The organism is Escherichia sp. KTE114 (assembly GCF_000407765.1).
Taxonomy (GTDB): domain Bacteria; phylum Pseudomonadota; class Gammaproteobacteria; order Enterobacterales; family Enterobacteriaceae; genus Escherichia; species Escherichia ruysiae.
In genome coordinates, this window is sequence record NZ_KE136626.1 from 1,575,627 (window position 1) to 1,589,222 (window position 13,596).

Below are 13,596 nucleotides of genomic sequence, written 5' to 3' on the forward strand. Positions count from 1 at the left end.
TAAAAAAGGAGTTAGTCATGATTAGTTTAGAGAAGAACGATCACTTAATGTTGGCGCGCCAGCTGCCATTGAAGTCTGTTGCCCTGATTCTGGCGGGGGGACGCGGTACTCGCCTGAAGGATTTAACCAATAAACGAGCAAAGCCTGCCGTACACTTCGGCGGCAAGTTCCGTATTATCGACTTTGCACTGTCCAACTGTATCAACTCCGGGATCCGTCGTATGGGCGTGATCACCCAGTACCAGTCTCACACTCTGGTACAGCATATTCAGCGCGGCTGGTCGTTCTTCAATGAAGAAATGAACGAGTTTGTCGATCTGCTGCCAGCGCAGCAGAGAATGAAAGGGGAGAACTGGTATCGCGGTACGGCAGATGCCGTTACCCAAAACCTCGACATTATTCGCCGTTATAAAGCGGAGTACGTAGTGATCCTGGCGGGTGACCATATCTACAAGCAAGACTACTCGCGTATGCTTATCGACCACGTCGAAAAAGGCGCACGTTGCACCGTTGCTTGTATGCCTGTACCGATTGAAGAAGCCTCTGCATTTGGTGTTATGGCGGTTGATGGAAACGATAAAATTATCGAATTTGTTGAAAAACCGGCTAACCCGCCGTCAATGCCAAACGATCCGAGCAAATCTTTAGCGAGTATGGGGATCTACGTCTTTGATGCAGAGTACCTGTATGAATTGCTGGAAGAAGACGATCGTGATGAAAACTCCAGCCACGACTTTGGTAAGGATTTGATTCCAAAAATTACCGAAGCAGGCCTCGCCTATGCGCATCCATTCCCGCTCTCTTGTGTACAGTCCGACCCGGACGCCGAGCCGTACTGGCGTGATGTTGGGACACTGGAGGCTTACTGGAAAGCGAACCTGGATCTGGCTTCTGTCGTGCCGGAACTGGATATGTACGATCGCAACTGGCCGATTCGCACCTACAATGAATCATTGCCGCCAGCGAAATTCGTTCAGGATCGCTCCGGTAGCCATGGGATGACCCTTAACTCACTGGTTTCCGGCGGTTGTGTGATCTCTGGTTCGGTGGTGGTGCAGTCCGTTCTGTTCTCACGCGTTCGCGTGAATTCATTCTGCAACATTGATTCCGCCGTATTGCTGCCGGAAGTATGGGTAGGTCGCTCGTGCCGTCTGCGTCGCTGCGTCATTGACCGCGCTTGTGTCATTCCGGAAGGAATGGTGATTGGTGAGGATGCAGAAGAGGATGCACGTCGTTTCTATCGTTCAGAAGAAGGCATTGTGCTGGTTACGCGCGAAATGCTACGGAAGTTAGGGTATAAACAGGAGCGATAATGCAGGTTTTACATGTATGTTCAGAGATGTTCCCGCTGCTTAAAACCGGCGGTCTGGCTGATGTTATTGGGGCATTACCCGCAGCACAAATCGCAGACGGCGTTGACGCTCGCGTACTGTTGCCTGCATTTCCCGATATTCGCCGTGGCGTGACCGATGCGAAGGTGGTATCTCGCCGCGATACCTTCGCCGGACATTTCACGCTGCTGTTTGGGCATTACAACGGGGTTGGCATTTACCTGATTGATGCACCGCATCTCTACGATCGTCCCGGAAGCCCGTATCACGATACCAACTTATTTGCTTACACCGACAACGTATTGCGTTTTGCACTGCTCGGGTGGGTTGGAGCGGAGATGGCAAGCGGCCTTGACCCATTCTGGCGCCCCGATGTTGTGCACGCGCACGACTGGCATGCGGGTCTTGCGCCTGCGTATCTGGCGGCACACGGGCGTCCGGCGAAGTCGGTGTTTACTGTGCACAACCTGGCCTATCAAGGCATGTTTTATGCACATCATATGAATGACATCCAATTGCCATGGTCATTCTTTAATGTTCACGGGCTGGAATTCAACGGGCAAATCTCTTTCCTGAAGGCCGGATTGTATTACGCCGATCACATTACAGCGGTTAGTCCGACCTACGCTCGTGAGATTACTGAACCACAGTTTGCCTACGGTATGGAAGGTTTACTCCAGCAGCGTCATCGTGAAGGGCGACTTTCCGGCGTACTGAACGGCGTGGACGAGAAAATATGGAGTCCAGAGACGGACTTACTTTTAGCCTCGCGTTACACCCGCGATTCATTGGAGGATAAAGCGGAGAATAAGCGCCAGTTGCAAATCGCAATGGGGCTTAAGGTTGACGATAAAGTGCCGCTTTTTGCAGTGGTGAGCCGTCTGACCAGCCAGAAAGGACTGGATTTGGTGCTGGAAGCCTTACCGGGTCTTCTGGAACAGGGCGGACAACTGGCACTGCTCGGTGCGGGCGATCCGGTATTGCAGGAAGGTTTTCTTGCTGCAGCGGCGGAGCATCCCGGCAAGGTTGGTGTACAGATTGGTTATCACGAAGCATTTTCGCATCGCATTATGGGCGGCGCGGACGTCATTCTGGTTCCCAGTCGTTTTGAACCGTGCGGCTTAACGCAACTTTATGGATTGAAGTACGGCACGCTGCCACTGGTGCGGCGTACCGGTGGGCTTGCTGATACGGTTTCTGACTGTTCTCTTGAGAACCTTGCAGATGGCGTCGCCAGTGGGTTTGTCTTTGAAGATAGTAATGCCTGGTCGCTGTTACGGGCTATTCGACGCGCTTTTGTTCTGTGGTCTCGCCCTTCACTGTGGCGGTTTGTGCAACGTCAGGCTATGGCAATGGATTTTAGCTGGCAGGTCGCGGCGAAGTCGTACCGTGAGCTTTACTATCGCTTGAAATAGTTTTCAGGAAACGCCTATATGAATGCTCCGTTTACATATTCATCGCCCACGCTAAGCGTAGAAGCTCTTAAGCACTCTATCGCTTACAAGCTGATGTTTACGATTGGAAAGGATCCGGTCGTCGCCAATAAACATGAATGGCTGAACGCAACGTTATTTGCTGTGCGCGATCGTCTCGTGGAGCGCTGGTTACGCTCGAATCGTGCTCAGCTGTCGCAAGAAACTCGCCAGGTTTACTACCTGTCGATGGAATTTTTGATTGGCCGTACTCTCTCCAACGCCATGCTGTCGTTAGGTATTTATGACGATGTCCAGGGTGCGCTGGAGTCGATGGGATTAAATCTCGAAGAGTTGATTGATGAAGAAAATGACCCAGGTCTCGGTAATGGTGGCCTGGGGCGTCTGGCGGCCTGCTTCCTGGATTCGCTGGCGACTTTAGGATTGCCAGGGCGTGGTTACGGCATCCGTTATGACTACGGTATGTTCAAACAGAACATCGTTAACGGCAGTCAGAAAGAGTCTCCGGACTACTGGCTGGAGTACGGCAATCCGTGGGAATTTAAACGCCACAATACGCGCTACAAAGTGCGTTTTGGCGGACGTATTCAGCAAGAAGGTAAGAAAACGCGCTGGATTGAAACCGAAGAAATTCTGGCCGTGGCTTACGACCAAATCATCCCAGGTTATGATACTGACGCGACCAACACTTTGCGTCTGTGGAGTGCACAAGCCAGTAGCGAAATTAATCTTGGTAAATTTAACCAGGGTGACTACTTCGCGGCAGTGGAAGATAAAAACCACTCTGAGAACGTATCCCGCGTGCTGTACCCGGATGACTCCACCTATTCCGGACGTGAACTGCGTTTGCGTCAGGAATACTTCCTGGTATCTTCGACCATTCAGGACATTTTAAGTCGCCATTATCAGTTGCATAAAACCTACGATAATCTGGCGGATAAAATCGCGATTCACCTCAACGACACCCATCCGGTGCTGTCGATTCCTGAGCTGATGCGTCTGCTGATCGATGAGCACAAATTTAGCTGGGACGACGCTTTTGAAGTGTGCTGCGAGGTCTTCTCCTACACCAACCACACGCTGATGAGCGAGGCGCTGGAAACCTGGCCGGTCGATATGCTGGGTAAAATTCTGCCGCGCCATTTGCAGATTATCTTTGAAATCAACGACTATTTCCTGAAAACCTTGCAGGAGCAGTATCCGAACGATACCGACCTGCTGGGACGGGCGTCGATCATTGATGAATCGAATGGGCGTCGTGTGCGCATGGCCTGGCTGGCTGTTGTGGTCAGCCACAAAGTTAACGGCGTATCGGAGTTGCACTCTAATCTGATGGTGCAATCGCTGTTTGCTGACTTTGCGAAGATCTTCCCTGGACGTTTCACCAACGTTACCAACGGTGTGACCCCGCGTCGCTGGCTGGCGGTGGCGAATCCGTCGCTTTCAGGCGTGCTGGATCAACACCTCGGTCGTAACTGGCGTACCGATCTGAGTCAATTAAACGAGTTGCAACAGCATTGTGATTTTCCGATGGTCAATCATGCTGTTCATCAGGCGAAACTGGAGAACAAAAAGCGTCTGGCGGAGTACATCGCCCAACAATTGAATGTGGTGGTGAATCCGAAGGCGCTGTTTGATGTGCAAATCAAACGTATTCACGAATACAAACGTCAATTGATGAATGTGTTGCACGTGATCACCCGCTATAACCGCATCAAGGCCGATCCAGATGCGAAGTGGGTTCCACGAGTGAATATCTTTGGCGGTAAGGCGGCTTCGGCCTATTACATGGCGAAGCACATTATCCATTTGATCAATGACGTAGCGAAAGTGATCAACAACGATCCACAGATTGGCGATAAGCTGAAAGTGGTGTTTATCCCGAACTACAGCGTCAGCCTGGCGCAGCTGATCATTCCGGCAGCCGATCTTTCCGAACAAATATCGCTGGCGGGTACGGAAGCCTCCGGCACCAGCAACATGAAGTTTGCACTTAACGGCGCACTGACTATCGGTACGCTGGACGGTGCGAATGTCGAGATGCTGGATCATGTCGGTGCGGACAATATCTTTATCTTTGGTAACACTGCGGAAGAAGTGGAAGAGCTGCGTCGTCAGGGCTACAAACCGCGTGAATACTACGAGAAAGATGAAGAGCTGCATCAGGTGCTGACGCAAATCGGCAGCGGTGTGTTTAGTCCGGAAGAGCCGGGTCGCTACCGCGATCTGGTTGATTCGCTGATCAACTTTGGCGATCACTACCAGGTGCTGGCGGATTATCGCAGCTATGTCGATTGTCAGGATAAAGTTGACGAACTGTACGAGCGTCCAGAAGAGTGGACAGCCAAAGCGATGCTGAACATCGCAAATATGGGCTATTTCTCTTCTGACCGGACTATCAAAGAGTACGCCGATCTTATCTGGCATATTGATCCGGTGAGATTGTAATTTCGCCAAAAATAGAACGGGGCCAAAAGGTCCCGTTTTTTTTCGCCTTTATTTCGGAAAAGTGTCCAGCGGGGGCGAGGATACTGGAGGAGTATAATTTCGCCATTCAGAAAGAATGGACAGAATGATGCAAAACAGAAAATGGATTTTGACCTCGCTGGTAATGACTTTTTTCGGTATTCCCATACTGGCGCAATTTTTGGCAGCGGTTATTGCCATGCTGGGTGCCGGGCGTCACTTTGATATACGCCCCCTTTGCCCGCGAAGCATTTGTTTTTATCGTCAATGCTGATAATCCAGTCAATTCCCTGACTGAACAACAAGTGCGAGACATTTTTAGTGGCGCAATTACCAACTGGCGTACTGTTGGCGGTAACGATCAGGAGATCCAGACCTGGCAACGCCCGGAAGACTCTGGCAGTCAGACGGTGATGCAATTACAGGTCATGAAAAATGTCCGTATGATCTCGCCGCAGGAAACCGAAGTGGCAAGTGTGATGGAGGGAATGATTAAAGTCGTTGCCGAATACCGTAATACAAACAACGCAATAGGTTATACCTTCCGCTATTACGCAACACAAATGAATGCCGATACGAATATCAAATTGTTAGCGATTAACGGTATTGCACCGACTGCGGAAAACATTCGCAATGGCAAATATCCGTATATCGTCGATGCCTTTATGGTAACGCGGGAAAATATGACGTCAGAAACACAAAAACTGGTTGAATGGTTTTTAACGCCGCAGGGGCAGAGTTTGGTAGAAGACGTGGGTTATGTGCCGATGTATAAAACGTTGCATTAAGGCGGGTAATAAAAATGGAATTAGTTAATACATTATTTGCAAGCCTCGCTGGTAATGATCCTTTCACAGGCGTGGATATTACGATTGCCAACTGCAAATCGGCATACTGGGATGAAGGCATTGTCCAGCAACTCATTAATCAGGTCCTGGATGAAGGGGAAAAATTCGTCGGTGCTGACGGTCTTGAGGGATTGCTTCGATATAATGTCACATTAAATATTGGCTTAACCTCCAGCAATGTATGGCCGGGATTTTCCCTCGATACCGCCACGATCGGTCGTCTTTGTGCCTGTGGTGCTGATTTTGGATTTGACCCCTATATCAGTGATGTACCAGATGTTCAATGTGACCTGAATACGACAAATGACTTCACCGTTCATTTTACGGCAATGCTCAACCCGGATGAGCGGGTGATCATAGCAAAGCGCCCGCTTAAAAAATGTGACTACTGGATTGAGGATGTTTATATCTTTCAGGTGTTTAAAGAAGCATGGAAATTCTATACCGATAACAGCTTACGCGGTTTTCGGGATAAGCAGGCTGAACTGAAACTCTACGCGCGTCATTACTCAGTGGAAAATTGCACAGAGGAAAGCTGTCGGGATTGTAATTATTGCATTCGGCCCAGCTTTTCCCTCTCTCGTAGTTCCATTATTCGCCTGAATGCGGCGAATGCTCGTTTTGTTTATCAACCGTTTACACGCGACCAGCGGAAGAGGGGGTAATTATGCAACCCAGTCCCGCCATGCAGGCATTAATTGAGCAGGTTTATCATATTTTTCGTCGTTATCCGGTGCCGCAGCAATTTGTGGTTTGTTGTGAATATTGCCTGAGTCAGCAGGAACAAAAGGCATTACGGAATACATCGTTACGAGCGATCCCGTATTCCTTAATCAATGCCTGGAATAGTAGTCCAGGACCCGATCCGCAAAACAGCGATGAGGTTCGTTATTTTCTTCCTCGTTTACTGGAGTTTGTTGCGCAGAGGCAATTTGACAATATTCACGAAGTATTTTCTCTACGGCGTATCAACCTTGCCAGTAAAGAAAACTGGCGTGAGGATGAACGGGCAATATTGCAGCGATTTGCCTGCCAGTATATGGCTGATTGGGTATCTGGCGATGAGGCTGTCGAATTACAGTATATGCTGGAAATGTTTTCCCGTGCCGATATCGCTCTTTCGCCATTGCTTGATGCCGTCATCTCTGTACCCGGTTACCAACCCACAGTATCGATGGCATGTTTGCTGTGGCATAACAGGGAAGAGAATATTCAGAATAGTCGTTTTGAGCAGGATGATGACGATAAAGCCATTACTGCCCAAATCAATGCCTGGGCCTTCAACAATCAATCCATCCTGAAAGAACGCGCGCGGCAGGCGATTGAGAACCCGCTTAAGCAGCCCGAACAGGGCACACAGTATCAGATCTGGGAAGACGACTGGATGATTGATGAGTGTTTATGCGCGATGTATGACGCATCATCCGAATCACCAGGAAAATAAAAATGATTAAATTCCGGCTTTATATTCCCCCTGTAATTCTCGGTTTTGTTATCGTGCCAGTATTGGTATGGCCGACGGTTATTGTCTTAGCCGTACTTATATTCACGTTAACTTTTCTGGCAGAAATAACATTCTCCTTTCCGCTCCTGGTTGTGCGTATTTCTCTTCAGGAATTACAACTTGAGTTAATGGTTGAATATGCATTTTTTTTCAGTGTAATGTGGGGCATCGGTTGGCAATTCTCCCGCAGAACGCCTCCTGAATTAAAAAACAGACTGCATTGCTGGCTGGTCTTTTCTCCGGTCTATTTCTGGTTAATTCTCTCGAATTTCATTCTTTATATTTCTCCAGAGAAATCAGCGTTGCTGGAAAATATCCGAAATTTCTTTCTGACGTTTGTCTGGCTTCCCCTGAATTTTTCCCCTTTTTGGCCGCAGCCGTGGACTGATTTTGTCGGCCCGATTAGTGCACAGGTTGGTTTTGCATTGGGATATTATTGCCATTGGCGTAGCAAAAATAGAAGCCAGAGGCAGAAATGGGGTGAGTGGGTAACGTGCTTAAGTTTGGCGATTTTAGCTCAGGGGCCGTTATTCAATTATTTACAATAAATAGTCTAAGGAATCCAAATAGCCCGGTTGCACTTCAACCGGGCATCATCCTTACGATGCCAGCGACAATTTCTGCTGCGTATACTCTACCAGCCACTGACTCACACGAGACTGTTGCTGCGCATTCAGCCACATGCCTTGTTTTGTGCGACGCCACAGGGCATCGTCGGCGCGGCGTACCCATTCGTGGTCTACCAGATATTTCAGCTCCGCTTCGTAGAACTCATGGCCGAAATCTTCCCCAAGATCGCTTATCGCCTCCGCATTGCCGAGCAGCAGCTCGCTGTTGCTGCCGTAAGTGCGTGCGTAATGACGTGCCAGCGATTCCGTAATGAATGGATAGCGGCGGCGCAGGCGGGCGGCATAATCGTCGCGATCGCCTTCAATGGCTCCACCCGGTAACACGCTCTCTTTCGTCCATGCCGGGCCAATCCCCTGATAATACGGCGTTAGTTTTTCCAGCGCATGTTCCGCCAGTTTACGATAGGTCGTCAGCTTGCCGCCAAATACCGACAGCAGCGGCGCTTTGCCATTTTCATCGTGGATATCAAGGGTGTAATCACGAGTAATAGCCTGCGGCGAGTCGGATTCATCATCACAAAGCGGGCGCACACCGGAGTAGGTCCAGACGATATCGTCACGGCTTAACTGCTTTTTAAAGTGCGTGTTATACACTTTCAGCAGGTAATTGATTTCACTCTCTTCAATCTTCACTGCTTTTGGATCGCCTTTGTATTCCACATCGGTGGTGCCGATGATGGAAAACTCATCCATCCACGGGATCACAAAGACAATACGTTTATCTTCGTTTTGCAGAATGTAGGCTTGTTTCTGGGTATGCACGCGCGGCACGACAATATGGCTGCCTTTGATCAGGCGAATGCCATAAGGCGAAGGCAGATGCATCCCGTCGTCGAAAAATTGTTTCACCCACGGGCCAGTGGCGTTAACCAGGCCGCGCGCCTGCCAGGTATATTTTTTACCGGTATCGATATCTTCCGCTTCCACAATCCACAGGCCGTTTTCGCGGCGAGCAGAGGTGGCGCGAGTCCGGGTAAGCACTTCGCCGCCTTTACGCACCACCATCTGGGCGTTGGCGAGTACTAGACGGGCGTCGTCTACCCAACAGTCGGAATATTCGAATCCGCGCTTAATTTCCGGTTTTAACACTGAGTTTGCGCCAAAACGCAAACCGGTAGATCCCGGCAGGCTGGTGCGTTTACCCAGATGATCGTACATAAACAGACCAATCCGAATCATCCACGCCGGGCGCAGATGCGGACGATGCGGCAGGCGAAAACGCATCGGGAAGGCGATATGCGGGGCCATTTTCAGTAGCACTTCACGTTCAGCCAGCGCCTCGCTGACCAGGCGGAATTCATAGTGCTCAAGGTAGCGCAGGCCACCGTGAATGAGTTTTGAACTGGCGGAAGAGGTCGCACAAGCGAGATCCTGCGCCTCCAGCATCAGCACGGATAAACCGCGTCCAGCGGCGTCTGCCGCGATACCAGCACCATTGATGCCGCCACCTATCACAATCAGATCTTTGGTTTCCATGCTGCCCTCATTCACTTTCGTTAAAGCTCATAAATGTTCGTTATCGAACATATTAGCAAAGAATCGCGCTTTGGGTAACATTGAAAAAACATTTTAGAGTGATATGTATAACATTATGGCGTTTATCTGCCGCTTCGACGTAAACTGTGCGGTAAATTTGCCCACTTGTTTGTAAAGAAAGAGAGACGCATGGATCAGTTCGAATGTATTAACGTTGCCGACGCGCACCAGAAGTTGCAGGAAAAAGAGGCGGTGCTGGTCGATATTCGCGATCCACAGAGTTTCGCAATGGGGCATGCGGTGCAGGCTTTCCATTTAACTAACGACACGCTTGGCGCGTTTATGCGTGATAACGACTTTGACACTCCGGTGATGGTGATGTGTTATCACGGCAATAGCAGCAAAGGCGCGGCGCAGTATCTGCTGCAACAGGGCTACGATGTGGTCTATAGCATTGACGGCGGCTTTGAAGCCTGGCAGCGTCAGTTTCCCGCAGAGGTGGCGTACGGCGCGTAACGCTTTATACTGTCCCCTTTTGTGTGGAATAAGCGACAGCAACGATGTTGATGATTACCTCTTTTGCTAACCCCCGCGTGGCGCAGGCGTTTGTTGATTACATGGCGACGCAGGGTGTTATCCTCACGATTCAACAACATAACCAAAGCGATGTCTGGCTGGCGGATGAATCCCAGGCCGAACGCGTGCGGGCGGAGCTGGCGCGTTTTCTCGAAAACCCGGCAGATCCGCGTTATCTCGCCGCCAGCTGGCAGTCAGGCCATACCGATAGTGGTCTGCATTATCGCCGTTTTCCTTTCTTTGCCACCTTGCGTGAACGCGCGGGGCCGGTGACCTGGGTGATGATGATCGCCTGCGTGGTGGTGTTTATCGCCATGCAAATTATCGGCGATCAAGAAGTGATGTTATGGCTGGCCTGGCCATTCGATCCAACACTGAAATTTGAGCTGTGGCGTTACTTCACCCATGCGTTGATGCACTTCTCGTTGATGCATATCCTTTTTAACCTGCTCTGGTGGTGGTATCTCGGCGGTGCGGTAGAAAAACGTCTCGGTAGCGGTAAGCTAATTGTCATTACTCTCATTAGCGCCCTGTTAAGCGGCTATGTGCAGCAAAAATTCAGCGGGCCGTGGTTTGGCGGGCTTTCTGGCGTGGTGTATGCGCTGATGGGCTATGTCTGGCTACGCGGCGAGCGCGATCCGCAAAGTGGCATTTACCTGCAACGTGGGTTAATTATCTTTGCGCTGATCTGGATTGTCGCCGGATGGTTTGATTTGTTTGGGATGTCGATGGCGAACGGAGCACACATCGCCGGGTTAGCCGTGGGGTTAGCGATGGCTTTTGTTGATTCGCTCAATGCGCGAAAACGAAAATGATTCCAGGGATTTATAAATGAAACAAACACAACGTCACAACGGTATTATCGAACTGGTTAAACAGCAGGGTTATGTCAGTACCGAAGAGCTGGTAGAGCATTTCTCCGTCAGCCCGCAAACTATTCGCCGCGATCTCAATGAACTGGCGGAGCAGAATCTGATCCTGCGCCATCATGGCGGCGCGGCGCTGCCTTCCAGTTCGGTTAACACGCCGTGGCACGATCGTAAGGCCACCCAGACCGAAGAAAAAGAGCGTATTGCCCGCAAAGTGGCGGAGCAAATCCCTAACGGCTCGACGCTTTTTATCGATATCGGCACCACGCCGGAAGCGGTGGCTCACGCGCTGCTCAATCACAGCAATTTGCGCATTGTCACCAACAACCTTAACGTCGCTAACACGCTGATGGTGAAAGAGGATTTCCGTATTATCCTCGCCGGTGGCGAATTACGCAGCCGCGATGGCGGGATCATTGGCGAAGCGACGCTCGATTTTATCTCCCAGTTCCGCCTTGATTTCGGCATTCTGGGGATCAGCGGCATTGACAGCGACGGCTCGCTGCTGGAGTTCGATTACCACGAAGTTCGTACCAAACGCGCCATTATTGAGAACTCGCGCCACGTTATGCTGGTTGTTGATCACTCAAAATTTGGCCGTAACGCGATGGTTAATATGGGCAGCATCAGCATGGTAGATGCCGTCTACACCGACGCCCCGCCGCCAGTAAGCGTAATGCAGGTGCTGACGGACCACCATATTCAACTGGAGCTGTGCTGATCCTGCACGGCTTCCCACGTCAGATCAAAACGCGCCAGGTATTTGCGTAGCCGATCCGCGTCATTGACGCTGGCTTTGCCCTGGCGCGAAACGTCAAAAAGCTGGCGTCCGGCTGCGGAAAGCGACTTTGCCTGGCGGCAGATAGCGATAACGTGTTCCAGTTGCATACGGTCGAAGAGATCGATGTTTTCTGCCTCTGCGCCCAGCAAAGTCGTAAGCGCGGAGGGGCGGCTCTCCTGCCAGTTATAGCGCAGACGGTTTATCTCATCTTCAACCACGTCCAGAGTGATGCGTCCGCTAGTGGCAAAGGTGGCCATCCGCGTGACGCTGGCAGAAAGTTCGCGAAAGTTACCGCGCCATGTCGCCTGGGGAGATGTTGCAAAGGCCAGCCAGGCACGCCGCGCTTCAGTGTTAAAACGCACACGGTCTCCGGTCAGCGAGGCGTGGCGCTCCACTTCATAATCCAGATTAGGCTCGATATCCTCCTGACGCTGGCGCAGTCCCGGCAGGGTGAAGGTCCAGAGATTGATCCGCGCGTACAGATCTTCGCGAAATTTGCCTTCGGTAACTAACTGGCGCAAATCGCGCACCGTTCCGGCGATAAGCTGAAAATCGCTGTTTACCTGGCGATCGCTGCCAAACGGGTAAAAGGTTTTCTCTTCAATGGCTTTCAGCAACATCGCCTGTTCATCTGCGCCCAGTTCGCCTATCTCATCGAGAAATAACATGCCGCCGTTGGCGCTGCGTAATAAACCTTCCCGCGATTCCCGCGCCCCGGTAAATGCGCCTTTCACATGACCAAACAGCGCCGACATCGCGGTATCACCGCGCAGAGTGGCGCAGTTCACTTCCACAAACGCGCCGCTAAACTGATGTCGCGCCTGTTTTAATTCGAAAATGCGTCGCGCCAGAAATGACTTACCCGCACCAGTCGGGCCGTTAAGCAGGATCGGTGCGCGGGATTTAATCGCCACTTTTTCGATCTGCTCAATCATGCGGTTGAAGTGGGGGTTACGCGTGGCGATGCCTGATTTGAGGAAATCGAGCGTTTGCAGGCGTTCCTCGGCAAAGCGGCTGGCGATGGCGTTATAACGGCTTAAATCGAGATCGATAATCGTCACTGCACCTGGGCTATCGGGCTGTTCTTTTTTGCGTGGTGGTGAAGTTTGCGCCAGTCGGGCGGGCAGGTAACGAGCTTCCGCCAGCAGAAACCAGCAAATTTGCGCGACGTGGGTGCCAGTGGTGATGTGAATTAAATAGTCTTCGCACTCTGGCTGAAAAGCGTAACCTCGGGCGAAATCATGCAGGCAGGCGTAAACCTCTTCGAAATCCCACGGGTTATGCAGTTCAATCTCAACGCCCACGACTTCTGTTTCTGGCGAAACGCTGGCGATATCGCGTTTAAGCGTTTCAAACAGCGAGCGTGAGCGGGCGTCATGCAACAATTCCAGCCGGTCGATGACCAACGATTCTTGCTGACATAAACAGAGCGTCGGGCGCCATTTTGACCAGCGTTGGCTGCCGCGTCCGGCATAATCCAGTACGGTTCCGACAAAGCCAAAAGCCACTGTTTTACGCATCTTAGATATCCTTATAAAAGACGATATTTCATTATCGGGTAAGTGACTTTATAGAAAATCTCCGTTTACGGACTTTGTGCCTTTAATTAAATAAAAACAATTAATTATAAGTTTAATTTGCTGATTTAATTTTTTGGCACGACGGTTGCAATTATCAGGACAG

11 protein-coding genes and 1 pseudogene are annotated in these 13,596 nt (G+C 50.7%); 10 read left to right on the plus strand and 2 right to left on the minus strand.

The window, feature by feature from the left end; genetic code table 11:
• Positions 1–17 precede the first annotated feature (17 nt).
• The 7 genes and pseudogenes from glgC (at position 18) to WC5_RS13375 (ending at position 8,130) form a co-directional block, all read left to right on the plus strand.
• Positions 18–1,313, plus strand: coding sequence for a glucose-1-phosphate adenylyltransferase (glgC, locus tag WC5_RS13405; RefSeq protein WP_000624234.1), 1,296 nt, complete (start codon positions 18–20; stop codon positions 1,311–1,313).
• The gene (gene glgA, locus WC5_RS13400; protein ID WP_001197629.1) at positions 1,313–2,746 is read left to right on the plus strand and encodes a glycogen synthase GlgA; all 1,434 of its coding nucleotides are present in this window, start codon (positions 1,313–1,315) and stop codon (positions 2,744–2,746) included. The genes glgC and glgA overlap by 1 nt, the downstream gene beginning before the upstream one ends.
• A gap of 18 nt (positions 2,747–2,764) precedes the next feature.
• The gene (glgP, locus tag WC5_RS13395; protein WP_000993436.1) at positions 2,765–5,212 is read left to right on the plus strand and encodes a glycogen phosphorylase; all 2,448 of its coding nucleotides are present in this window, start codon (positions 2,765–2,767) and stop codon (positions 5,210–5,212) included.
• A gap of 230 nt (positions 5,213–5,442) precedes the next feature.
• Positions 5,443–6,018 (plus strand): annotated as a pseudogene (locus WC5_RS13390) (PstS family phosphate ABC transporter substrate-binding protein); the annotation flags it as partial.
• Positions 6,019–6,032: 14 nt separating this feature from the next.
• Positions 6,033–6,743: a YbbD family protein gene (locus WC5_RS13385; protein ID WP_000424539.1), complete on the plus strand. Its 711-nt coding sequence runs from the start codon at positions 6,033–6,035 to the stop codon at positions 6,741–6,743.
• A gap of 2 nt (positions 6,744–6,745) precedes the next feature.
• A complete protein-coding gene (locus WC5_RS13380) occupies positions 6,746–7,522 on the plus strand; it encodes a hypothetical protein (RefSeq protein ID WP_001183167.1) in 777 nt (258 codons plus the stop codon).
• 2 nt (positions 7,523–7,524) lie between these two features.
• The gene (locus WC5_RS13375; RefSeq protein WP_000589365.1) at positions 7,525–8,130 is read left to right on the plus strand and encodes a hypothetical protein; all 606 of its coding nucleotides are present in this window, start codon (positions 7,525–7,527) and stop codon (positions 8,128–8,130) included.
• A 51-nt stretch (positions 8,131–8,181) separates the two neighbouring features.
• Here WC5_RS13375 and glpD read toward each other — a convergent pair whose 3' ends face one another.
• Positions 8,182–9,687, minus strand: coding sequence for a glycerol-3-phosphate dehydrogenase (gene glpD / locus WC5_RS13370; RefSeq protein WP_000448163.1), 1,506 nt, complete (start codon positions 9,685–9,687; stop codon positions 8,182–8,184).
• Between the two features lie 189 nt (positions 9,688–9,876).
• On the opposite strand from glpD, the gene glpE reads away from it, so the two are divergent.
• From glpE to WC5_RS13355, 3 genes are read left to right on the plus strand one after another with little or no spacing between them, the layout of a single operon-like run.
• A complete protein-coding gene (gene glpE, locus WC5_RS13365; RefSeq protein ID WP_000371928.1) occupies positions 9,877–10,203 on the plus strand; it encodes a thiosulfate sulfurtransferase GlpE in 327 nt (108 codons plus the stop codon).
• 44 nt (positions 10,204–10,247) lie between these two features.
• Positions 10,248–11,078, plus strand: a complete 831-nt coding sequence (gene glpG / locus WC5_RS13360) for a rhomboid family intramembrane serine protease GlpG (protein ID WP_000928732.1) — start codon at positions 10,248–10,250, stop codon at positions 11,076–11,078.
• 16 nt (positions 11,079–11,094) lie between these two features.
• Positions 11,095–11,853 carry a DeoR/GlpR family transcriptional regulator gene (locus WC5_RS13355; RefSeq protein WP_000815099.1) on the plus strand — a complete coding sequence of 253 codons (759 nt, stop codon included), beginning with the start codon at positions 11,095–11,097 and terminating at the stop codon, positions 11,851–11,853.
• On the opposite strand, the gene rtcR is transcribed toward WC5_RS13355, so the two are convergent.
• Positions 11,835–13,433: a DNA-binding transcriptional regulator RtcR gene (gene rtcR / locus WC5_RS13350; RefSeq protein WP_001232918.1), complete on the minus strand. Its 1,599-nt coding sequence runs from the start codon at positions 13,431–13,433 to the stop codon at positions 11,835–11,837. The genes WC5_RS13355 and rtcR overlap by 19 nt on opposite strands.
• Positions 13,434–13,596 lie beyond the last annotated feature (163 nt).

Bases quoted from the DNA above. Each gene is read 5' to 3' on its own strand.
- glgP (WP_000993436.1), top strand. From the start codon at position 2,765: ATGAATGCTCCGTTTACATATTCATCGCCCACGCTAAGCGTAGAAGCT.
- glpE (WP_000371928.1), top strand. From the start codon at position 9,877: ATGGATCAGTTCGAATGTATTAACGTTGCCGACGCGCACCAGAAGTTG.
- WC5_RS13355 (WP_000815099.1), top strand. From the start codon at position 11,095: ATGAAACAAACACAACGTCACAACGGTATTATCGAACTGGTTAAACAG.
- glpG (WP_000928732.1), top strand. From the start codon at position 10,248: ATGTTGATGATTACCTCTTTTGCTAACCCCCGCGTGGCGCAGGCGTTT.
- WC5_RS13375 (WP_000589365.1), top strand. From the start codon at position 7,525: ATGATTAAATTCCGGCTTTATATTCCCCCTGTAATTCTCGGTTTTGTT.
- rtcR (WP_001232918.1), bottom strand. From the start codon at position 13,433: ATGCGTAAAACAGTGGCTTTTGGCTTTGTCGGAACCGTACTGGATTAT.
- WC5_RS13380 (WP_001183167.1), top strand. From the start codon at position 6,746: ATGCAACCCAGTCCCGCCATGCAGGCATTAATTGAGCAGGTTTATCAT.
- glgC (WP_000624234.1), top strand. From the start codon at position 18: ATGATTAGTTTAGAGAAGAACGATCACTTAATGTTGGCGCGCCAGCTG.
- glgA (WP_001197629.1), top strand. From the start codon at position 1,313: ATGCAGGTTTTACATGTATGTTCAGAGATGTTCCCGCTGCTTAAAACC.
- WC5_RS13385 (WP_000424539.1), top strand. From the start codon at position 6,033: ATGGAATTAGTTAATACATTATTTGCAAGCCTCGCTGGTAATGATCCT.
- glpD (WP_000448163.1), bottom strand. From the start codon at position 9,687: ATGGAAACCAAAGATCTGATTGTGATAGGTGGCGGCATCAATGGTGCT.